Annotated in this window: 23 protein-coding genes and 1 pseudogene; 18 read left to right on the forward strand and 6 right to left on the reverse strand. The window is 70.7% G+C overall.

All coding sequences use genetic code 11. From position 1 onward, the window contains the following. Nucleotides 1-9: 9 nt before the first annotated feature. Nucleotides 10-747 carry a Mut7-C RNAse domain-containing protein gene (locus tag OG509_RS21790; RefSeq protein WP_385580584.1) on the reverse strand — a complete coding sequence of 246 codons (738 nt, stop codon included), beginning with the start codon at nt 745-747 and terminating at the stop codon, nt 10-12. Between the two features lie 40 nt (nt 748-787). Then, complete coding sequence (locus OG509_RS21795; RefSeq protein WP_385580581.1) at nt 788-1207, reverse strand: winged helix-turn-helix transcriptional regulator; 420 nt, start codon at nt 1205-1207, stop codon at nt 788-790. A 168-nt stretch (nt 1208-1375) separates the two neighbouring features. On the opposite strand from OG509_RS21795, the gene OG509_RS21800 reads away from it, so the two are divergent. The 6 genes and pseudogenes from OG509_RS21800 to OG509_RS21825 all read left to right on the forward strand — a co-directional run. Beyond that, complete coding sequence (locus OG509_RS21800; protein ID WP_406187642.1) at nt 1376-2275, forward strand: NADP-dependent oxidoreductase; 900 nt, start codon at nt 1376-1378, stop codon at nt 2273-2275. Between the two features lie 102 nt (nt 2276-2377). After that, nucleotides 2378-3808, forward strand: a complete 1431-nt coding sequence (locus OG509_RS21805) for an FAD-binding oxidoreductase (protein ID WP_406184143.1) — start codon at nt 2378-2380, stop codon at nt 3806-3808. A 122-nt stretch (nt 3809-3930) separates the two neighbouring features. After that, nucleotides 3931-4992 carry a serine hydrolase domain-containing protein gene (locus OG509_RS21810; protein WP_406184144.1) on the forward strand — a complete coding sequence of 354 codons (1062 nt, stop codon included), beginning with the start codon at nt 3931-3933 and terminating at the stop codon, nt 4990-4992. A gap of 315 nt (nt 4993-5307) precedes the next feature. Next, a complete protein-coding gene (locus OG509_RS21815; protein ID WP_406184145.1) occupies nt 5308-6846 on the forward strand; it encodes a restriction endonuclease fold toxin-2 domain-containing protein in 1539 nt (512 codons plus the stop codon). A gap of 29 nt (nt 6847-6875) precedes the next feature. Further along, nucleotides 6876-7313, forward strand: coding sequence for a hypothetical protein (locus tag OG509_RS21820; RefSeq protein ID WP_406184147.1), 438 nt, complete (start codon nt 6876-6878; stop codon nt 7311-7313). Between the two features lie 26 nt (nt 7314-7339). Next, nucleotides 7340-7678, forward strand: a pseudogene (locus OG509_RS21825) (tyrosine-type recombinase/integrase); the annotation flags it as partial. Nucleotides 7679-7744: 66 nt separating this feature from the next. Here the strand turns inward: OG509_RS21825 and OG509_RS21830 are convergent. Continuing rightward, nucleotides 7745-8182 carry a hypothetical protein gene (locus OG509_RS21830; protein ID WP_030161262.1) on the reverse strand — a complete coding sequence of 146 codons (438 nt, stop codon included), beginning with the start codon at nt 8180-8182 and terminating at the stop codon, nt 7745-7747. Between the two features lie 305 nt (nt 8183-8487). Between OG509_RS21830 and hemL the strand changes: the two genes are divergently transcribed. The 8 genes from hemL (at nt 8488) to OG509_RS21870 (ending at nt 16639) form a co-directional block, all read left to right on the forward strand. Beyond that, nucleotides 8488-9822, forward strand: coding sequence for a glutamate-1-semialdehyde 2,1-aminomutase (hemL, locus tag OG509_RS21835; protein WP_406184149.1), 1335 nt, complete (start codon nt 8488-8490; stop codon nt 9820-9822). Continuing rightward, the gene (locus OG509_RS21840; RefSeq protein ID WP_099890064.1) at nt 9819-10493 is read left to right on the forward strand and encodes a histidine phosphatase family protein; all 675 of its coding nucleotides are present in this window, start codon (nt 9819-9821) and stop codon (nt 10491-10493) included. Before hemL ends, OG509_RS21840 begins: the two co-directional genes overlap by 4 nt. A 75-nt stretch (nt 10494-10568) precedes the next feature. Next, on the forward strand, nt 10569-11816 hold the full coding sequence (locus OG509_RS21845; RefSeq protein WP_406184151.1) for a hypothetical protein: 1248 nt from the start codon (nt 10569-10571) through the stop codon (nt 11814-11816). 75 nt (nt 11817-11891) lie between these two features. Then, entirely contained in the window at nt 11892-12488 is a 597-nt protein-coding gene (locus OG509_RS21850) for a TlpA family protein disulfide reductase (RefSeq protein WP_406184152.1), read from the forward strand. A gap of 76 nt (nt 12489-12564) precedes the next feature. Beyond that, nucleotides 12565-13272 carry a cytochrome c biogenesis CcdA family protein gene (locus tag OG509_RS21855; protein WP_385580661.1) on the forward strand — a complete coding sequence of 236 codons (708 nt, stop codon included), beginning with the start codon at nt 12565-12567 and terminating at the stop codon, nt 13270-13272. A gap of 13 nt (nt 13273-13285) precedes the next feature. Beyond that, complete coding sequence (locus OG509_RS21860) at nt 13286-14992, forward strand: cytochrome c biogenesis protein ResB (protein ID WP_406184153.1); 1707 nt, start codon at nt 13286-13288, stop codon at nt 14990-14992. Next, a complete protein-coding gene (gene ccsB, locus OG509_RS21865) occupies nt 14989-16074 on the forward strand; it encodes a c-type cytochrome biogenesis protein CcsB (RefSeq protein ID WP_406184154.1) in 1086 nt (361 codons plus the stop codon). Before OG509_RS21860 ends, ccsB begins: the two co-directional genes overlap by 4 nt. 55 nt (nt 16075-16129) lie before the next feature. Beyond that, nucleotides 16130-16639 (forward strand): SRPBCC domain-containing protein, encoded by a 510-nt coding sequence (locus tag OG509_RS21870; RefSeq protein WP_406184156.1) that lies wholly within the window; start codon nt 16130-16132, stop codon nt 16637-16639. Here OG509_RS21870 and OG509_RS21875 read toward each other — a convergent pair. Together OG509_RS21875 and OG509_RS21880 are read right to left on the reverse strand one after the other, a co-directional pair. Next, nucleotides 16615-17085: a hypothetical protein gene (locus OG509_RS21875; RefSeq protein WP_406184157.1), complete on the reverse strand. Its 471-nt coding sequence runs from the start codon at nt 17083-17085 to the stop codon at nt 16615-16617. The two genes, OG509_RS21870 and OG509_RS21875, sit on opposite strands and share 25 nt — an antisense overlap. A 31-nt stretch (nt 17086-17116) precedes the next feature. After that, on the reverse strand, nt 17117-17584 hold the full coding sequence (locus tag OG509_RS21880; protein ID WP_406184158.1) for a MarR family winged helix-turn-helix transcriptional regulator: 468 nt from the start codon (nt 17582-17584) through the stop codon (nt 17117-17119). A gap of 86 nt (nt 17585-17670) precedes the next feature. On the opposite strand from OG509_RS21880, the gene OG509_RS21885 reads away from it, so the two are divergent. Further along, nucleotides 17671-18042, forward strand: coding sequence for a cupin domain-containing protein (locus tag OG509_RS21885; protein WP_406184159.1), 372 nt, complete (start codon nt 17671-17673; stop codon nt 18040-18042). A 52-nt stretch (nt 18043-18094) separates the two neighbouring features. Here the strand turns inward: OG509_RS21885 and OG509_RS21890 are convergent, their stop codons facing one another. After that, nucleotides 18095-18379, reverse strand: coding sequence for a PLD nuclease N-terminal domain-containing protein (locus tag OG509_RS21890; RefSeq protein WP_385580534.1), 285 nt, complete (start codon nt 18377-18379; stop codon nt 18095-18097). A 90-nt stretch (nt 18380-18469) separates the two neighbouring features. On the opposite strand from OG509_RS21890, the gene OG509_RS21895 reads away from it, so the two are divergent. The 3 genes from OG509_RS21895 to mqnP are packed head-to-tail and all read left to right on the forward strand — an operon-like array spanning nt 18470 to nt 21311. Continuing rightward, the gene (locus OG509_RS21895) at nt 18470-19927 is read left to right on the forward strand and encodes a menaquinone biosynthesis decarboxylase (RefSeq protein ID WP_385580531.1); all 1458 of its coding nucleotides are present in this window, start codon (nt 18470-18472) and stop codon (nt 19925-19927) included. Next, nucleotides 19924-20391 carry a hypothetical protein gene (locus tag OG509_RS21900; protein ID WP_385580528.1) on the forward strand — a complete coding sequence of 156 codons (468 nt, stop codon included), beginning with the start codon at nt 19924-19926 and terminating at the stop codon, nt 20389-20391. Before OG509_RS21895 ends, OG509_RS21900 begins: the two co-directional genes overlap by 4 nt. Further along, nucleotides 20388-21311 carry a menaquinone biosynthesis prenyltransferase MqnP gene (gene mqnP / locus OG509_RS21905; protein ID WP_406184160.1) on the forward strand — a complete coding sequence of 308 codons (924 nt, stop codon included), beginning with the start codon at nt 20388-20390 and terminating at the stop codon, nt 21309-21311. The genes OG509_RS21900 and mqnP overlap by 4 nt, the downstream gene beginning before the upstream one ends. Nucleotides 21312-21321: the final 10 nt, after the last annotated feature.

Raw genomic sequence — 21321 nt, forward strand, 5'->3', positions numbered from 1 at the left:
TGGCCGTGCCTACGGGGTGGCCACGCCGCCGAATTCCTCGACCGCCTCGCTGACGATCCGCTCCAACCGGGCGTGGTGGGCGCCGCGCCAGTAGACGCGCTCGCACGCCGTGCACTGCGCGAAGACGTCGTACGAGCGCTGCGTCCCGCTTTCGAGGCGGTCCCCGACGCTGTCCTTGTCGGCCTCGCGGAGCGACCCGTTGCACGCGGTGCAGCGGGTCCACGGGGCGAGGGCGGGCGCGAACCGGCCGAGGACGTCCCGGAGTTGCTCGTCGGGGTTGTCGCTGTAGACGTACGCGCCCGCGAACAGCTCGCGGCGGCGCAGCAGTCCGCGGTCGCGGGAGAGCAGGACGCGCTGCTCGGCGGCGGAGCGGGTGGCGAGGGCGGGGTCGCCGATGTCCTCGTTCTCGTACGCGGTGTCCACGCCGAGCAGGCGCAGGCGGCGGGCGAGCGTGCCGAGGTGTACGTCGAGGAGGAAGCGCAGCGGGGCGCCCTCGATCTGCTGCGGGCGCTCGACGCCGAAGACCTCGACGTTCTGTCCGGCCTGCGGCACGTACGAGACGGGCACCTCGTGGCCGTCGACGAGCAGCCGGCCGACCTCGGTGAGCGGGACGCCGGCCGATTCGACGACGTGGCCGATGCTGGAGGCGCCGTCGGTGGCGGTCGGTACGCGGTCGGCGCGCCGGCTGGGCGGCGCGAACAGGCGTAGTTCGGGGGCGAGGGTGAGCTGAATGCCGGGTCCGTTCACGCTGTCAGCATGCCATCGGCGGGCGGGCGGTGCGGGGGAATTACGAGGTCGCGGCGGTGGCGCCGTCGTAGGCGGTGCGGTGTGCGTCGACCTCGTCGAAGTGGCTCTCGGCCCACTGCTTCACGGAGGTGAGGAGGCAGGCCAGGCTGCTGCCGAGTCCGGTGAGGCGGTAGTCGACGCGCACGGGGACGGTGGGGGTGACGGCGCGGGTGACGAGGCCGTCGCGTTCGAGGGAGCGCAGGGTCTGGGTGAGCATCTTCTGGCTGACGCCGGGGATCTTGCGGCCGAGGTCGCTGTAGCGCATCGAGTCGTCCTCGGCCTGGGCGAGCGCGGCGACGATGAGGCCGACCCATTTGTCGCTGATCCGGGCCAGGAGCTGGCTGGTGGGGCACTCCTTGAGGAACGCGTCGTAGGCGTGGCGGGCCTCTTCGCGGCGGGTCGCGGCGGTACGGGTGGCCATCGGGTGCCCCACTTCCGGGTCGGGTACGCACCTCCAAGTACGTACTTACGAAAGGAGAGTACCTCTCCCTAGGTTAGTGCTCAGCGGAACGCAGGAACCGAGCGAACCGAACCGAGCCAACCGAACCGGGGAGACACCATGAGCGAGAACGAGCAGACCGTACGGACCATGCAGGCGGCCGTCGTGAACGGCTTCGGCGGGCCGGAGCAGGTGGAGATCGTGCGGGTGCCGGTCCCGCGGCCGGCCGCCGGCCAGGTCCGGATCCGGGTCGCGGCGGCCGGGGTGAACCCGGTGGACGGCGCGGTCCGCGTCGGCGTCTTCGGCGGCGCCGGGACGCGGCTCGGGCTCGGCTGGGACGTGGCGGGCGAGATCGACGAGGTCGGCCCCGGGGTCACCGGCTGGTCGGCGGGGCAGCGGGTGGTCGGACTGCACTACGGGCCGGTCAAGCCGCTGGGCACGCACGCGGAGTACGCGGTGCTCGACGCCTCGGCGGTGGCGGCCGCTCCGGCCACCGTGGACGCCGTGGCCGCGGCCGCGCTCCCGCTCAGCGGGCTGACGGCCGCGCGGGCGGTGGGGCTGCTGGGGCTGGCTCCGGGGTCCTCGGTGCTGGTGACGGGGGCCGCGGGCGTGGTCGGCGGGCTCGCGGTGCAGCTCGCCGTACGGGCGGGGCTGGTGGTGACGGCCCTGGCGGGGGAGTCGGACGAGGAGCTCGTACGGTCCCTGGGCGCGACGGAGTTCGTCCCGCGCGGCTCGGCTCCGGCCGGCCCGGTGGACGGGGTCGTGGACGCGGCCGTACTGGGGGAGCCGGCGCTGGGCTTCGTCCGCGACGGCGGGGTCTACGTGGGCCTGCGTCCGCACGCCGGCCCGGCCGCGGAGCGGGGGATCCGGGTGGTGGAGCAGGAGGTCGCGGCGGACGGCGCGCACCTGGCGGAGCTGGTGGGCCTGGTGGACGCGGGCGCCCTGACCCTGCGGGTCTCGCAGACCATTCCGCTGGCGGACGCGGTGAAGGCCCACGCCCGCCTGGCGGAGCCGGGCACCCGCGGCCGCCTGATCCTGACGACCGCCTGACGACCGCCTGACGGCGATCAGTGCTGACCAGCGCAGACAGCGTCGGCTGGCCCGGGTATCCCCACGGTGGAACACTCGGGGGAGAGCGGTGAGGAGCAACCCATGGGTGCCTCGACTGCGCCGGCCTCGGTACCGGTACCGGTCCGGCTGGACGATTCCGCGTACCACGAGCTGGCGCGTTCCTTCCGGGGGAGCCTGGTGCGGGCCGGGGACGCCCCGTACGAGGAGCGCCGGCGGATCTGGAACGGCGCCATCGACCGGCATCCCGCCCTGATCGCGCCGTGCACCGGTTCGGCCGATGTGGTGGCGGCGCTGAAGTGGGCCGGTCGGACGGGCGCGCCGGTCGCGGTGCGCAGCGGCGGACACAGCTTCCCCGGGCATTCGGTCTGCGACGGCGGTGTGGTGATCGACCTGTCGCCGATGAAGGAGATCCGGGTGGATCCCGTGGCCCGTACGGTCCGGGTCCGGGCGGGGGCGCTGCTCGGCGAGCTGGACGCGGCGACGCAGCCGTTCGGGCTGGCGGTGCCGTCGGGGATCGTCACGCACACGGGCGTCGCGGGGCTCACGCTCGGCGGCGGTATCGGCTGGCTGAGCCGCAAGTACGGGCTGAGCGTGGACCAGCTGCTGTCGGTGGACCTGGTCACGGCGGGCGGGGAGCGGGTCACGGCCGGTGCGGGGCACGAGCCGGAGCTGTTCTGGGGGATGTGCGGGGCGGGCGGGAACTTCGGCATCGTCACGGAGTTCACGTTCCGGCTGAACCCGGTCGGGCCGACGGTGCTGGCCGGTCCGGTGCTGTGGCCGGTGGAGGAGTCGCCGCGGGTGATGCGGTTCTACCGGGACTGGATCGCTGGGGTGCCGGACGAGCTGACGACGATCGTGGTCCACCGCAAGGCCCCTCCGTCGCCGGCGATCCCGCCGGAGCTGCACGGCCGGCCGGTGGTGATGGTGATCGCCTGCTGGGTGGGCGAGATGGCCGCCGGTGAGGAAGTGATGAGGCCGATGCGGGAGTTCGGGCGGCCGCTGCTCGACCTGTGCCGGCCGAAGCCGTACCTGGCGCACCAGGCGATGTTCGACGCCTCGTTCCCGCACGGCTGGTGGTACTACTTCCGGGGCTGCGGCCTCGACCGGCTCGCCGACGGCGCCCTGGACGCGATGGTCGAGTACGCGGGGCGGATCGCCTCGCCGCAGAGCGGTTTCCCGCTGTTCCAGCTGGGCGGCGCGGTCGCCCGGGTCGGCGAGGAGGACACGGCGGCCGCGGGCCGCTCCCTGGGCCACATGCTGAACATCAACGGGATCCGGGACACGCCCGAGGGTTTCGCCGAGGAGTGCGCGTGGGTGCGGGAGTTCTGGTCCGCGCTGGAGCCGTACCACGCGGGCGTGTACGTGAACTTCCTGATGGACGAGGGCGAGCAGCGCATCCGCCAGGCCTACGGCTCGCGGGAGCGCAAGCTGGAGCGGCTGCGCGCCCTGAAGGCGCAGTGGGATCCGGGGAACGTGTTCCGCCTGAACCAGAACATCCCACCGGCGGGCTAACCGCGCCCGCCCGGCTCGCCATCCCCCGGCTTGTGATCATCTCCGGCGCGGCTACGGGCACTCGCCGGGCGCCATGGTCACGCTGGGTGGCGGGATCACCATCCAGCGAGCCGGAGGCGTAGATGAACCCGATGGACCAGCCCGTACCGATGTTCACGACCGCCGAGACCGGCGCACTGCACGACGCGCTGTGCGAGATCGTCGCCGACGGCGCCACCCCGGGAGGCGTGGTCGTCTGCGGTACGAGGCATGCCGGCGGTACGGCGGCCGGCGAGCGCACCGTCCTCGCGGCCGGGGTCGTCTCCCCGTTCACCGGCCCCGGCACCCCCGACGAGCGCACCGTCTACGACATCGCGTCCCTGACGAAGGTCACCGCCACCTGGCCGCTCGTCGGCCGCGCCCTCGACGGGGGCCTGCTGGACCTCGACACGCCCGTACGGGAATTCCTGCCGCCGATGGACGGCTCGATGCCCAGCGGGGAGGCGACCGTACGGCAGCTGCTCTCGCACACCTCCGGCCTGCGGGCCGCCACCCGCTTCGACCTCTACGACCTGACCGGGCGCCCGCTGCACGAGCTGATCTGCCACGAGCTCATGGAGAACCTCCCCGGCATCCACCGCTACATCAACCGCGGCTACATCCTGCTCGGCCTGGCCCTCGCCCATGTGCACGGCCGGCCGCTGGACGAGCTCGCCCGCGAGCTGTGGGCGGAGCTGGGCATGGACGACACCGCGTACGGCCCGGTCGAGCAGGAGTCCCGCGTCGCGCCGACCGAGCGGCAGGAAGGCCACGACCGGCTCTGGGGCGCCGTCCACGACGACAACGCGGCGATCATGGGCGGCGTCGCAGGCCACGCCGGGGTCTTCGCACCGGCGGCCGACCTCGCCACCTACGCCGAGCACCTGCTCGCCGGGCGAGAGAGCCCGCTCGGCCAGTGGTTCCGGATGAGCCTCGTCCCCCAGGCGGAGATCGAGCCGGGCCTGCAGCGCGGCCTGGGCTGGATCCTCGGCGCGGGCGGGACGATGGCCTACCACCACGGATTCACCGGTACGAGTCTCTACCTCGCCCCCACCACCGGCCGGTACGTGGTCATCGTCACCAACGCCGTCCACAACGGCGCCGCCGCCCGCATCCGGATCACGCCCCTACGGGAGCGCGCCCACAAGATCCTCGCGGCCGGCTGACCGGTACGCGGAGGATCAGGGCCAGACCAGGCAGTACGGCTGGTGGCCCGCCTCGTGGAGCCGGTGGCTGAAGTCCTGCCACTCGTGGAGCAAATGACGGCTGCGCGGCCCTGACCTGGTCCTTCCCCCCGAAACAAGCCCTGACCAGCGAAAGCCTCGCTCGCCAGTTCTCACCGATCCACGCCCCTTCCCACGCGCATGTGCCCTGGATGTGCCCTCCTGAAGGGCCGGTGGCGGAATCCCATCCCGGAGCCAGGGCCAGGTCGGGGCACACATGTACGGTTTTAGGGTGACCGGGCATCAGGAGGGGGAGCCTTGGAACTGGAACACCGGACAGAGAACTTCGTCAACGCGTCCTGGACCATGGTGGATCTCCGGGACCTGATCTACGACATGGTGGGGCTGCTCTTCACCGAACTGAGCCAGCACGGTGGGATGGCGGGAGACGACGGCGCGGGGCGGGCTTTCGCCGCTGTGTACAAGCCGGCGGTGGCGACCGTGTTTGCCTCGGCGGGCCGCGCGCATCAAGTCATGGCGAATGGAGCCGGCACCCTTCTCAAGGCCGCCGAGGACTTCGTTCGGCAGAACAGTGAGATTGCTGCGTCATTCCTCGACCAGAGCCCGGCCGCCCCCGGTATCGGACCGCAACCGTCCGGCCCGGACTGTAACCCGCGTGCCAGTCACAAGGCCGAGGATCTTCCCGAGGTCGTCGGCGAGACGAGCTGGACCGACCAGTACCTGCTCGACAAGCGCTTCCACGGGCAACGCGACAAGCTGCGCAAGACAGCAGCTGTCTGGAACTCGGCCGCGAAGATCCTCGAAGACGCCTACTGGGACTCCGGGACCGCCTGGAAGACCGCGACCACCAATCAGCAGGGCGAGACCGCCGCCGCAGTGGAACAGTTCTTCAACCTGTTCGTGGGCAACACCCCACCACCGAGCGAAGTGGGCGGTGAAGAGACCCTGATGGCCAATCTCCCCGCCGCCTGCCACATGATCGCCAACGCGTGTGAGGCGTACGCGGATCACGTCGAAACGGCCTCGAAGCGCATCCCCGAAGAGTCGAACCCCATCTTGGGCGACCCCTTGCTCCCGTGGGACCGCCCCCTCTTTGGAGGTGACGGTCACGACGGTGGGCTGCACGAGCTGGTCTCGGGCGACATGCGCATAGCGAGCTTGGGCAAGATCCCGCCCGCCATGGACAGCTCCCAGGCCCGCGTCCCCATGCCGCAGCCCGACGGAGGCGGCTTCCTGCCGTCGCTGCCGCCCTTCCTGGCGCCCTTCACCCGTGTACCCCTGCTGGTCCCGGTGGCGTACCGCCCCGCGAACGGGCCGAGAGTCCAGCCGATAGCGCCACCGACGCCGCCCAGCCCGCGGTTCCCTCCCCTCACGGCGCCGCAGCAGCAGAACTTCCAGACCTGGCTGAACTCGCTGCGTGCGGGCGACGTCTCGGGCGGCAGGCCCGCCGAGGTCGCCTATCAGCTGCGTGTGGCCGGCTATCCCGAGTACGAGGTCCCCATCGCCCCCGGTACGGGCAAGGGCACCACGCTGATGGTGGACGGCTTCCGTGACAGCGACGGCATGGCCGTTGAGGCGAAGTACGTCAACAACCCGGGCAAGAAGTGCTACCGGTCGCTCGAAGAGCTCCGTACCAACCACCAGACGGGCAAGAAGGAGTTCCTCTTCGACCCCGATCGGAACGAGCTTCAGAAGTACGCCGCCGCACTGAACGACCCCCGCAACACGGAGATGCGGGGTGTGGAAACGGTCACCAACAATCCCGACTCCGTCGCCTACTGGCGAGTGATGATGGCGGCATATGGCGTCAAGGGCTATGCCCGCTACGTTCCCTGACCCACCCTGCACCGCCAAGGAGTACACCCGTGGACGCGTCCCAGCTCGCCGAACTGCGCACCATGTACGTCTTCACCCCCATAGAGGGGCAGACGTGGGGGCTGACGTACGACAGCTTGAAGGCCAGCCTCCTGGAGCGTGATCCGGACGAGTTCATCCGGATCCAGGAAGGCGGGCAGATCCGCGGCTCAGCCATGCACTACGGCATCACCCTCGAAGGCGAAGAGCTCGAAGGCTATGCACGCGTCCAGCCGGAAGGCATCTCGATCCTCGACGCCACCGCCCAAGCGGCTGCCAACTTCGTCGGCTGGCTTCGGGAGCACATCGTCCCGGAGGGCGTGGCGATGACGTTCAACACCGCGTGGGGGCTGGAAGAGGATCTGCCGGACGCCTCCGTCCCCGAAGTGACGCGTCCCCGGCTCATCGCGGCCTTCCTTGCCCACCTCGAAGCCACCGGCCTGGAGTGAGTGCACCGAGGCGGTGCAGCTGTCGGAAGCTCGCCCTCGCCGCGGCCGGGGTCATCCCGCCCCGCGAGTGCGGCGCGAAGTACCTCCAGTCCGCCCCGGAGGACGGGATGCATGCCCTCCGGCACGCGTACGCGTCCGTCCTCCTGGACGCGGGGGAGAGCATCAAGGCGCTCTCGGAGTACCTCGGCCACTCCGACCCCGGCTTCACGCTGCGTACTTACACGCACCTGCTGCCGACGAGCGAGACCCGCACGCGTAAGACGATCGACGCGGCCTTCACCGATGAAGGCGACGGCATCGAGGCGCAGGGCACACCCGAGACGCATTCCTCAGCCGTGTGCCCTCAATGTGCCCTGGCCGCCTGACGGACGGGTTCTGAGCAAGGTCGGGCAGCCCTCGCAGAGACCGCCCGTCAACGACGAAAGGGCAGGTCAGGGCCAGACCAGGCAGTACGGCTGGTGGCCCGCCTCGTGGAGCCGGTGGCTGAAGTCCTGCCACTCGTGGAGCAGCTGGTAGACGTTGAACGCGTCGCGCGGCCCGCCACGGTCGGGGACCGTGGACCAGATGAACGCCGCCGCGCCGACCGACTCCTCGCCGATGCCGCGCAGCGGGTCGACCACCGTCATCGGGAGCTTGACCACGGCGTAGTCGGGGTGGAGCACGACCAGCTCCAGCGGGGGCACCTTGTGCAGGGGTATGCCCTCGATGCCGGTCAGGACCATCGCGGCCACCGTCTCCGGCTTGATCTTGGTGAAGAGGCCGCCCATGCCGAGCTCGTCACCGCCGAGCTCCTCCGGCCGCATCGTGACCGGGACCCGGGCGGCGGTCGCGCCGTCGGGCGCGCCGAAGTACTTGTACGTCACGCCCATGCCGCGGCCCTTGGGCAGTCCGTCGGGGGACTCCAGCGGTCCTGGTACCGGATCGGCCGCGTCCGCTGCCCGGCGCCGGTGCTTGCCCCGTCGGCGGGCTTCGCGGGCCTCGCGGGCGCGCTGCGGGTCGAGGCCGTCCGTACCCTCGCCCGGTCCACCACCGCGTTGCATATCTCCACCCGACTGGTCTTGCCTGCCCCGGCCCCGCGGCCCCCGCCACGCAGCCTGATCATCATGGCAGTGACCTCCCCCGGGGTGGCGCGGTGAAACGCCCGTCCGCAAGTCAGTCGCGGCCTGATGAGACCATGGCTGGTGTGAGCTACCCGTACCCGTATGAAGCCAAAGTCTCGCAGACTCTCTTTGACCGCGCGTCCCTCGTGACGCCTGGCGGCGTGAACTCTCCGGTGCGTGCCTTCCGCGCCGTGGGCGGAACGCCCAGGTTCATGGTGTCCGGTACCGGTCCGTACCTGACCGATGCCGACGGGCGCGAGTACGTCGACCTGGTCTGCTCGTGGGGACCGATGATTCTCGGCCACGCCCACCCGGCCGTGGTGGAGGCCATTCAGGCCGCCGTCGCCCGCGGCACCTCCTTCGGCACGCCCGGCGAGGGCGAGGTCGCGCTCGCCGAGGAGATCGTCGACCGTATCGAGCCCGTCGAGCAGGTCCGCCTGGTGTCCTCGGGCACCGAGGCGACCATGTCGGCGATCCGCCTCGCGCGCGGCTTCACGGGCCGGGCCAAGGTCGTCAAGTTCGCGGGCTGCTATCACGGCCACGTGGACGCGCTGCTCGCCGCGGCCGGTTCCGGTTTGGCAACTTTCGCGCTGCCGGACACCCCCGGCGTGACGGGCGCGCAGGCCGGCGACACGATCGTGCTGCCGTACAACGACCTCGAATCGGTACGGGCGGCGTTCGCCGCGCACCCCGGCGAGATCGCCTGCGTGATCACCGAGGCCGCGCCCGGCAACATGGGCGTCGTGACCCCGGCGCCCGGCTTCAACCAGGGCCTCGCGGACCTGTGCCGCGAGAACGGCGCGCTGTACATCTCCGACGAGGTCATGACGGGTTTCCGTACCTCCCGGGCCGGCTGGTACGGCGTCGACGGGGTCAAGCCCGACCTGATGACCTTCGGCAAGGTCATGGGCGGCGGCTTCCCGGCCGCGGCCTTCGGCGGCCGCGCGGACGTGATGGGCCACCTGGCCCCGGTCGGCCCGGTCTACCAGGCGGGCACGCTCTCCGGTAACCCGATCGCCACCGCCGCCGGCCTCGCGCAGCTGCGCCTGCTCGACGAGGCCGCGTACGAGAAGGTCGACGCGGTCTCCGCGCAGATCCAGGGCCTGGTCACGGACGCGCTCGCCAAGGAGGGCGTGGCGCACCGGCTGCAGACCGCGTCCAACATGTTCTCCGTCTTCTTCACCGAGGACGAGGTCAAGAACTACGACGACGCCAAGAAGCAGGAGTCCTTCCGCTTCAACGGCTTCTTCCACTCGATGCTGTCGCAGGGCGTCTACCTGCCGCCTTCGGCCTTCGAGTCGTGGTTCGTCTCCACCGCCCACGACGAGAAGGCGGTCGAGCGGATCGCGGCCGCCCTGCCCGCCGCCGCCCGCGCCGCCGCGCAGGCCACCCCGGAGGCCACCGCATGAGCGAGATCACCGTCGTCCACCTGATGCGCCACGGAGAGGTGCACAACCCGGACGGGGTCCTGTACGGGCGCCGCGCCGGCTACCACCTCTCCGAGCTGGGCCGGGAGATGGCCGAGCGCGTCGCGGACCACCTGCAGAACCGTGACATCACGTACGTGGTCTCCTCCCCGCTGGAGCGGGCGCAGGAGACGGCGGCGCCGGTCGCCAAGAGCCACGGCCTGGTGGTGGCGAGCGACGCGCGGCTGCTGGAGGCGGAGAACGTCTTCGAGGGCAAGACCTTCGGCGTCGGGGACGGCGCGCTGCGCAAGCCCGCCAACTGGAAGCACCTGACGAACCCGTTCAAGCCGTCCTGGGGCGAGCCGTACGTGGAGCAGGTCGTCCGGATGACGAGCGCCATCGAGGCGGCGCGCGACGCGGCGCGCGGCCACGAGGCGGTGGCGGTCAGCCACCAGCTGCCGATCTGGATCGTGCGCAGCTTCGCGGAGAAGCGCCGGCTGTGGCACGACCCGCGGCGCCGGCAGTGCACGCTGGCCTCGCTCACGTCGTTCACGTACGAGGACGACCGGCTGGTGTCGGTGGGCTACAGCGAGCCGGCCCGGGACCTGGTCCCGGCGCACCTGCTCGCGGGTGCGAAGCCCGTGAAGGGTAAGTCCAAGGCGTTCGGCGCCTAAAAACTCGTACAAGTCGTACCGGAATCGCCGCGCCGAGCCTCGACTTCATTGAAAAGTCCGTTTATGTGACTATTCATGAACGGTGTGAACAGGGCGACGCGCGACTTCACCCGAAGGGGGCTGCTCGGGCTCGGCGCGGCCGCGGTGGCGGCCGGTGTCGTCGGCTGCGGCGGCGACGACCGCCCGGGCCGCCCCGGCCCCGGCGGTCCCGGCGGCGGCCCCGGCGCCTCCCCGTCCGCGGCCGCCGTGCCGATCGGCGACGGCTCCACCGCCGACACCGGTCCGCAGCCCCACCAGCCGGCCAAGCCCGTACCGCTCCAACCGGGCGAGACCCCGCCGCAGTTCGTGGTGTTCAGCTGGGACGGCGCGGGGGAGATCGGCAACGGCCTCTTCCCGCGCTTCCTCAAGCTTGCCAAGGACCACGGCGCGGCCATGACCTTCTTCCTCTCCGGCCTCTACCTGCTGCCCGAGTCGAAGAAGGACCTCTACAAGCCGCCGAACAACCCGGTCGGGGCCTCCGACATCGGCTACCTCAAGGACGAGAACGTCCGGGGCACCCTGAACTGCGTCCGCCAGGCGTGGCTCGACGGCCACGAGGTGGGGACCCACTTCAACGGCCACTTCTGCTCCGGCTCCGGCTCCGTGGCCCACTGGACCGCGGACGACTGGCAGAGCGAGATCGACCAGGCCGTGTCCTTCGTCACCGGCTGGCGGACCAACACCGGCTTCACCGACCTCGAACCGCTGCCCTTCGACTACCGCAAGGAGCTGGTCGGCGGCCGCACCCCGTGCCTGCTCGGCCAGGACAACCTGCTGCCCGTCGCGCGGAAGCTGGGCTGGCGCTACGACGCCTCCTCGCCCGGCGGCGTCCAGGTGTGGCCGGTGAAGAAGTCGGGCGTCTGGGACCTGCCGCTGCAGTCCATGCCCTTCCCCGGGCACTCCTTCGAGGTGCTCTCGATGGACTACAACATCCTCGCGAACCAGTCGAAGAACACCACCCGGGGCATGCCCTCCAACTACCCGGCCTGGCGCACCCAGGCCACCGGCTCCTACCTCGGCGGCTTCCGGCGCGCGTACGAGACGAACCGCGCGCCGATGTTCATCGGCAACCACTTCGAGGAGTGGAACGGCGGCATCTACATGGATGCCGTCGAGGAGGCCCTCAAGGGCATGTCGGACAAAAAGGACGTACGACTCGTCTCCTTCCGGCAATTCACCGACTGGATCGACGTACAGGACCCCAAGCTGCTCACCCGGCTCCAGGAGCTGGCCCCGGGTCAGCCGCCGGCCGGCGGCTGGAACACGTACCTCTCCGCCGCCTGACCAGCTGACCAGCGGCTTAGCACACCCCTCGGGGGGCGGGAAAGATCCGCAAATCGCTCATGCGAAACTTTTCACATGAGAATTGGCCGTGCGCTCCTGCTCACCGCGGTGACCCTCGCGAGCGCTCTGACCCTGTCGGCGTGCAGCGACGGCGGCGGCAAGCCGAACGGTTCCGCCGGCGGAAACTACGTGACCGGCGCCGGCGGCATCTCCACCGTCGCCAAGGACGCGCGCACCGACGCCCCCAAGCTGGACGGGGAGACCGTCGACGGCAAGACCCTCGACACCACCGAGCTCAAGGGCAAGGTCGTCGTCCTCAACGTGTGGGGCTCCTGGTGCCCGCCGTGCCGCGCCGAGGCCCCGAACTTCGCGAAGGTGTCGAAGGAGCTGGCCGACGCCGGCAAGGACGTCGCCTTCGTCGGCATCAACACCCGCGACACCAGCAAGCAGAACGCCGCCTCCTTCGAGGAGAACTTCGGGATCGCCTACCCGAGCCTGTACGACCCGGACGGGAAGCTGCTGCTCCGCTTCCCCGCCGGCACGCTCAACCCGCAGGCCATCCCCTCCACGATCGTCCTCGACAAGCAGGGCAGGATCGCCGCCCGCACGCTCGTCGCGATCAACGAGCAGCAGCTGCGCTCCATGATCGACCCCGTGCTCGCGGAGCAGTGACCGCGTGGTCCCCGAGCTCCTCACCCTGGCCGCCGAGCCCACCGGCGTGAACACGACGGTCCTCGACGGGGCCCTGATGCTGGCACTGCCCATCTCGGTCCTCGCCGGACTCGTCTCGTTCTTCTCGCCCTGCGTGCTCCCGCTGGTCCCCGGCTACCTCTCGTACGTCACCGGCATCAGCGGGGCCGACCTCGCCGAGGCCCGGCGCGGCCGGATGCTGGCCGGAGCGAGCCTGTTCATCGTCGGTTTCACGGCTGTGTTCGTCTCCACCGGCGCGCTCTTCGGGTACTTCGGCGGCACGCTCCAGGCGAACCGGGAGATCATCTCCCGGATCCTGGGCGGTCTGGTGATCGTCCTCGGCCTCTTCTTCATGGGCCTGATCCCGGGCCTGACGATGCGGGAGTTCCGCTTCCACAAGAAGCCGACCGCGGGCCTGATCGGCGCGCCGCTGCTCGGCGTGCTCTTCGGCGTCGGCTGGACCCCCTGCATGGGCCCGACCCTCGCCGCGGTCAGCACCCTCTCGATCGACCAGGCCAGCGCCGGCCGCGGCGCGCTGCTGACCGTCGCCTACTGTCTGGGCCTGGGCCTGCCCTTCATCCTCGCCGCGATCGCCTTCCGCAAGGCGCTCGGCGCATTCGGCTGGGTGAAGCAGCACTATGCATGGGTGATGCGGATCGGCGGCGGCATGCTGGTCCTGACCGGTCTGCTGCTCGTCACAGGTTTGTGGGCAAGCATCGTCGACGACATGCGCATCTGGACCCAAGGCTTCACGGTGGGGATCTGAGGACTACACGGACATGAGTACGACAGACAAGGCGTCCACCGAGGCGCCGAACCCGTCCGAGGACGCCGCTGACGCAAGCGAAGCGGCCGCCGGCGCGCAACTCTCCACCGCCCCCGCGGAGGATGCCGGCGGCCCCGTCGGCATCGGCGTGATCGGCTGGATCCGCTGGTTCTGGCGGCAGCTCACCTCCATGCGGGTGGCGCTGATCCTCCTCTTCCTGCTCTCCCTGGGCTCCATCCCCGGATCGCTCGTCCCGCAGAGCCAGGTCGACGCGATGAAGGTGGCCCAGTGGAAGAAGGACCACTCCTTCTGGGTCCCGGCCGCCGAGAAGCTCCAGCTCTTCGACGTCTACAGCTCGGTGTGGTTCTCCGCGATCTACCTGCTGCTGTTCATCTCGCTGATCGGCTGCATCGTCCCGCGCACCTGGCAGTTCGTCGGCCAGCTCACCGGCCGCCCGCCCGGCGCCCCCAAGCGCCTCGACCGGCTGCCCGCGTACGCGACGTGGCGTACGGAGAAGTCCCCCGACGAGGTGCTCGCACAGGCGAAGACGATCCTCGGCGGGCGCCGGTTCCGTACCGAGGCCGGCGCGTCCGCCGTCGCCGCCGAGAAGGGCTACCTGCGCGAGGCGGGGAACCTGCTCTTCCACGTCGCCCTGATCGTGATGCTGATCGCGTTCGCCTGGGGCCAGCTGTTCAAGTCCGAGGGCGGCAAGCTCGTCCTGCGCGGCAAGGGCTTCGCGAACACGCTCACCCAGTACGACGACTTCAAGTACGGCAGCTGGTTCGACCCCGACGACCTGTCGCCCTTCTCCTTCACGCTCGACAAGTTCGACGCCACGTACGAGGAGAGCGGCCCGCAGAAGGGCACGGCGCGCGACTTCAAGGCGTACGTGACCTTCAGCGACGGCGCGGACGGCGCCCCGCAGAAGCGCGAGATCCAGGTCAACAAGCCCATGGAGGTCGACGGGTCCAAGGTCTACCTGCTCGGCCACGGCTACGCGCCGGTCATCTCGGTGACCGACCCGACCGGCAAGGTGGTCTACAAGGACGCCGTGCCGATGCTGCCCTTCGACGCGAACCTCAGCTCCTCGGGCGCGGTCAAGGTGGCGGACGGCTACCGCGACAAGGACGGCAAGAAGGAGCAGCTCGGCTTCAACGCCATGTTCGTGCCGACCTTCGCCGGTGAGGGCAAGGGCACGATGCTCTCGCAGTTCCCCGACCTGAAGTTCCCGGTCCTCGCCCTCAGCGCCTACCACGGCAGCCTGGGCGTGGACTCGGGCCTGCCGCAGAACGTGTACCAGCTGAACACCTCCAAGATGCAGGAGTTCAAGGACGCCGACGGGCAGCTGTTCAAGAAGCGGCTGCTGCCCGGCGAGACCATGGAGCTCCCGAACGGCGCGGGCACCGTGAAGTTCGAGGGCATCGAGCGCTGGGCCACCTTCTCGATCACCCGGCAGCCCGGCAGCGGCCTCGCCCTCGCGGGCGCGATCGCCGCGATCGGCGGCCTGGCCGCGTCGCTGTTCATCCAGCGGCGCCGGGTCTGGGTGCGCGCGGTGGCCGGCAAGGACGGCGTGACCGTCGTCGAGATGGCCGGCCTCGGCCGCAGCGAGTCGGCCAAGCTCCCGGAGGAGCTGGGGCAGCTCGCCGCCGCCCTCCACCAGCAGGCGCCCACGGCGCCCGACCAACCTGTCAAGGCAACTGTCGAAGGGGAGCGCGGATGACGCCGCTCGCAGCCGAAGTCAACGAGAATTTGGCGCAGATCAGCAACTACCTGGTCTATTCGTCGATGGCGGTCTACACGCTCGCCTTCCTCGCCCACATCGCCGAGTGGATCTTCGGCAGCCGCAGCAAGGTGGGCCGTACGGCCGCGGCGCTGACCGGCGCCAAGGCCGCGGCGGCCGCCGCCCCCGCCGTCCAGGTGCGCGGCAAGGGCGGGACCGCGGTCCTCGACAAGCCGAAGGTCGTCACCCGCTCCGCCGCCGGCACCCGCGACGTCCCGGACGGCCCCGGCGCGGCCGGCGGCACCGTGAACGGCGACCTGTACGGCCGGATCGCGGTCTCGCTGACCACCCTGGCCTTCGTCATCGAGGCCGCCGGTGTCGTGGCCCGCGCGACGTCCGTGCAGCGGGCCCCCTGGGGCAACATGTACGAGTTCTCGCTCACCTTCTCCACGGTGGCCGTCGGCGCGTACCTGATCCTGCTGGCGCTGAAGAAGAACGTCCGGTGGATGGGCCTGATCCTGGTCACCACCGTCCTGCTGGACCTGGGCATCGCCACCACCTGGCTCTACACCGCCAGCGACCAGCTGGTCCCGGCCCTGCACTCGTACTGGCTGTGGATCCACGTCTCCACGGCGATCATCTGCGGCGCGGTCTTCTACATCGGCGCGACCGGCACGCTGCTGTACCTCTTCCGCGACTCCTACGAGGCCAAGCTCGCGGGCGGCGGCACGCCGGGCCGCTTCGCCACCTCGGTGATGGAGCGGCTGCCCTCGGCGGCCACGCTCGACAAGTTCTCGTACCGGATCAACGCGGCCTTCTTCCCGCTGTGGACCTTCACGATCATCGCGGGCGCGATCTGGGCGGGCGACGCCTGGGGCCGCTACTGGGGCTGGGACCCCAAGGAGGTCTGGTCCTTCGTGACCTGGGTGGCGTACGCCTGCTACCTGCACGCCCGCGCCACCGCCGGCTGGAAGGGCCGCAAGGCCGCGTACCTCGCGCTCTTCGCCTTCGCCTGCTGGATCTGGAACTACTACGGCGTGAACATCCTGCTCAACGGCAAGCACTCGTACGCGGGCGTCTGACGCGAGGGCGTCTGACCCGCGGGCGCGGCGCCCGCGGGAGTGGGACGCTGGTGGCATGACGCTGACACCGGTGAGTCATGCCACCAGTGAGAGCCGCGGCGAGGGCCGCTGGCTGCTGCGCTTCGAGGTGCACGTGCCGAATGCGTACGAGGCCGTGTGGCCCGCCCTGACCACGGCGGACGGGCTGCGCGGCTGGCTGGCCGCGGCGGACGTCCTGGAGCGCAGGCTCGGCGGGGCCGTCACCCTGCGCTGGCTGAACACCGGGACGACGGTCTCCGGCCACGTCACGGCGTGGGACGTCGAGCGGGTCGTCGAGTACACGGTCACTGAGCACGGGCGGATCCGCTTCCACCTGGAGGCGGTCGGCACGGACTCGACCGTGATCCGCTTCTTGAACGAGCGGGCCGGCTCGGCCGAGGACCGCCTCGACTGCCTGGCCGGCTGGCACCACCACTTCGAGCTGCTGGAATCCGCCCTGCAGGGCCATCCGGCGGACTGGTCGCGGTGGACCGACGCCCGCTGGGCGGAGCTGCGCGCGTCCTACGGGTCCTTCTCCAGGACGTAGGCGCTGCGCGCGTCCGGATCGCCGTAGAAGAAGTACAGCTCCAGCGTCTGCCGGTGGTCGCGGCGCATCTCGAAGGTCCACCTGTAGAGGTCGGGCAGGCGCAGGCGGACGTGCTGGCCGTAGTTCCAGCCGGCGGGCTCCCGGCTGATCAGCTTCCAGGTGCCGCTTCCGGAGAGCCGCCAGCCGTGGTCGTAGTCCCGCTCCTGCCCGTTGAGCAGGGTGACGGTGGCCGTGCCGTCGGCCCGGAAGACGACCTCGGTGCCCTCGACGCAGCGCCAGGTGCCGACGATCTCGTCGGCGCGCGCGTCGTAGACGGCGGGGGTGGAGCGGTGGGTGTGCGGATTGCCGCCGGCCATGGCGAGCAGGGCGGCGACGGCGACCCCGTACGCGAGCAGATTGCGCAGGATCGTGTCGACGACCCGCGGTCCCCCGCTGTTCCTCGGCATCCGCCCATTCTTGCAGCCGCCTTGAACGCGTTCAATGCCAGACGGGCCGCAGCGGCGGGAGGTCCCCGTCCCCGTTCAGCGCGCGCAGCAGGCCGGTGAGCTCCCCGCGCAGGGTGGCGAGGTCGACGCGGGCGCCGAGCTCCGCCTCCAGCTCGTGCAGGATCCCTCCCGCGACGGCCAGGTGCTCGTTCGCGGCCCGGGTCAGGACCACCAGCTTGCGCCGACCGCCCTCGGGGTGGGGCTCGCGCCGTACGTAGCCCCGCTTCTCCAGGTCGTCCACGAGCTGCCCGGCGGCCTGCTTGGTCACCCCGAGCCGTTCGGCGAGCTCGGTGGCGGTGGCCCCGGGCCCCTTGAGCGCCTGGAAGGCCATGCCGTGCGCGGGCCGCAGGTCCCCGTACCCCGCCTCGTCGAGGCGCCGGGTGAACTCGCCGATCAGCAGCTGGAACCCGAGCCCGAGCAGGAAGCCGAGCTCGATGCCGGCGTCTTCGTTTCTCGTCACGGAAAACATGGTGACACGGCCGAGTCAAGCTGCTTTACTCGTGGATGTAAGTAAAGCGGCTTGACTCAGGAGCGAGGGATCTCGGCATGCACGTCATCACCACCTCACCCGACCACGTCATCACCACCCCCAACGCCGTCATGACCGGCCTGGCCGCCCCCAGCCGGGGCAGCTGCGAACTCAGCACCTGGCACGTGGCCATGAACGCCGGCGCCACCGGCCCCGAGCACTCCATCGACCGCGAACAGGTCTGGACGGTCGTCGCGGGCACCCTGGAGGTCACCTCGGCCGGCCGTACGGAGAAGATCACGGCGGGCCGGACCCTGCTCCTCCCGCCGGACGTGCAGCGCCGTATCCACGCGCCGGAGGCGGCCGAGGCGTACGTCGCGATGCGCGCGGACGCCCTGGTCACGGTCCCGGGAGAACCGGAACCCCGCGTCCTCCCGTGGGCCCGCTGAGGGCAGCTCCCGCCCCCGGCCCCCAGGGCCTGTCCGGCTTCCGTGACCCTTGTCAGTCCTTGTCCTTGTCGCGGTCCTCGCTGAGGGAGCGGAGGAACTCCGGGTTGTCGTCGGGGGCGACCCACTGCGTCCGGCGCGCCCGGCCACCGCCGACCGCGGAGCGCTGCCGGCCCGCGAACAGCCACACCACCGGTCCGACGATCGAGAACAGCAGGATGATGATCACCCACACCACCTTGGGGAGGTGTTTGACCTCTTCCTCCGGCGTGTTCAGGCAGTCGATGAAGGCGTAGATGGTCAGCGCGATGATCAGCAGGAACGGCAGATAGCGCAGCACGGTGTGGGACCGACTCCCCAGCAGTGACGGGGGACCCGCCTCGGGCCCCGGTGACACTCCCAGGCTAGCCGGTGACGGATACTGGCCCCTATGGCTTACGACGATCTCCGCTCGCTGCTCCGGGCTCTGGAGCGAGAGGGCGACCTCAAGCGCATCAAGGCCGAAGTCGACCCGTACCTGGAGGTCGGGGAGATCGTCGACAGAGTGAACAAGGCGGGGGGTCCCGCCCTCCTCTTCGAGAACGTCAAGGGCTCGGCGATGCCGCTGGCCATGAACGTCTTCGGGACCGACCGCCGGCTGCTCAAGGCCCTCGGCCTGAAGTCGTACGGCGAGATCAGCGAGAAGATCGGCGGCCTGCTCAAGCCGGAGCTCCCGCAGGGCTTCATCGGCGTACGCGAGGCCTTCGGCAAGCTCGGCTCGATGGTGCACGTGCCGCCGAAGAAGGTGAAGGGCGAGTCCGCCCCCGTCCAGGAGGTCGTCCTCACCGGCGACGACGTGGACCTGGACCAGCTCCCGGCCCTGTTCACGTGGCCCAAGGACGGCGGGTCCTTCTTCAACCTCGGCCTCACCCACACCAAGCACCCCGAGACGGGCGTGCGCAACCTGGGCCTCTACCGCCTCCAGCGCCACGACAAGCGCACCATCGGCATGCACTGGCAGATCCACAAGGACAGCCGCAACCACTACGCGGTCGCCGCCAAGCGCGGCGAGCGCCTCCCGGTCGCGATCGCCTTCGGCTGCCCGCCGGCCGTGACGTACGCGTCGACCGCTCCGCTGCCCGGCGACATCGACGAGTACCTCTTCGCCGGGTTCGTCGCGGGCAAGCGCATCGAGATGGTCGACTGCAAGACCGTCCCGCTCCAGGTCCCGGCCAACGCCGAGGTCGTCATCGAGGGCTGGCTGGAGCCGGGCGAGACGCTCCCGGAGGGCCCCTTCGGCGACCACACGGGCTTCTACACCCCGCAGGAGCCGTTCCCGGCGCTGAAGATCGACTGCGTGACGATGCGCAAGCGCCCGCTCCTCCAGTCGATCGTCGTCGGCCGCCCGCCCACGGAGGACGGCCCGCTCGGCCGCGCGACGGAGCGTTTCTTCCTCCCGCTGCTGAAGATCATCGTGCCGGACATCGTGGACTACCACCTGCCCGAGTCGGGCGGCTTCCACAACTGCGCGATCGTCTCGATCGACAAGAAGTACCCGAAGCACGCCCAGAAGGTCATGCACGCCATCTGGGGCGCCCACATGATGTCGCTGACCAAGCTGATCATCGTGGTGGACTCCGACTGCGACGTCCACGACCTGCACGAGGTGTCCTGGCGGGCCCTCGGCAACACGGACTACTCCCGCGACCTCACGGTCGTGGAGGGCCCGGTCGACCACCTCGACCACGCCTCGTACCAGCAGTTCTGGGGCGGCAAGGCGGGCATCGACGCGACGAAGAAGCTCCCCGAGGAGGGCTACACCCGCGACGGCGGCTGGCCCGACATGGTGGAGTCCGACCCGGCGACGGCGGCCCTGGTGGACCGCCGCTGGAAGGAATACGGACTGTGAGCCCGATCGGAGTGAGCGGCCCGGAGCTGTTCATCGGCACCGAGACCGCGTACGTGGCCTTCGTACGGCCCGAGATCGACCCGACCCAGCCGGACGTGGTGCTCGCCGCCCAGGAGGCGGGCGTGACGCCCGAGGAGTTCGCGGGCCCGGGCAACATCTGGGCGCTGATGCTCGACGTGGACGGCGAGGGGGACGGCTTCGAGCTGCCCGGAGCACGGGACGTCGAGGCGGACGACTTCGCGGAGCAGCTCCAGCGGGCCCTGGCCGCGGGTGAGCCGTTCACGGCCGAAGCCGGCAACTTCCTGCGCCTGGACGCCCGGCCGGTTGCCGACACCTGGCAGGTCACCGCATCCGTGACGCCGCCCGAGGGCCACGACGGCGGCCCCCGGACCCTGGAGCTCGGCGCGCTCCCGGCGGCGGAACTGCTCGCCGACCTCGAAGACTTCCGGAGAGCCCTCGCATGATGACCACCGCCGACGGAGTCATCGGCCCCGGTTCCGCGCCGCAGGCACCCGGCAAGGTGAAGGCGTTCCTGCGGCTCGTGATGATCGAGCACTCGGTCTTCGCGCTGCCCTTCGCGTACATCGCGGCGCTGACGGCGATGTTCCAGCTGGACCGGACCATGCACTGGGCCGAGCTGCTGCTCGTCACCGTCTGCATGGTGGGGCTGCGGACCTTCGCGATGGCCGCCAACCGGATCATCGACCGGGAGATCGACGCCCGCAATCCCCGTACCGCCGGCCGTGAACTCGTCACCGGAGCGGTGTCGGTCCGCTCGGCGTGGACCGGGGCCGGGATCGCGCTGGCCGTCTTCCTCGGGTCGGCGGCGCTGCTGAACCCGCTGTGCCTGGCGCTGGCGCCGATCGCGGTGATCCCGATGGTGGTGTACCCGTACGGCAAGCGGTTCACGAACTTCCCGCACGCGATCCTGGGCCTGGCCCAGGCGATGGGGCCGGTAGGGGCCTGGCTCGCCCTCACCGGCGAGTGGTCCTGGGACGCGGTGATCCTGGGCCTGGCGGTGGGCGTCTGGATCGGCGGCTTCGACCTGATCTTCGCCTGCCAGGACGTGGCCGCGGACCGCGCGGACGGGGTGAAGTCGGTCCCGGCCCGCTTCGGCGTCCCGGCGGCCCTGTGGGGCGCGCGCGGCGCGCACGCGGTGACGACGGCCCTGCTGGCGTGGTACGCGGTCGCGACGGACGCGGGCCCCTTCTTCTGGTTCGGCCTGCTGGTCGTCGTCGGCGCCTTCCTGTACGAGCACACGATCGTGAAGCCGCACGACCTGTCCCGCCTGAACCGCGCCTTCTTCTCGGTGAACGGCTTCATCGGCATGGCCCTCTTCGCCTGCGCCCTGGCCGACCTCGTGGCCCGCGGCCTGACCCTGTAGCGGGGGTCCG

The sequence above is a fragment of the Streptomyces sp. NBC_01006 genome (assembly GCF_045162725.1).
In the GTDB taxonomy this organism is placed as follows: domain Bacteria; phylum Actinomycetota; class Actinomycetes; order Streptomycetales; family Streptomycetaceae; genus Streptomyces.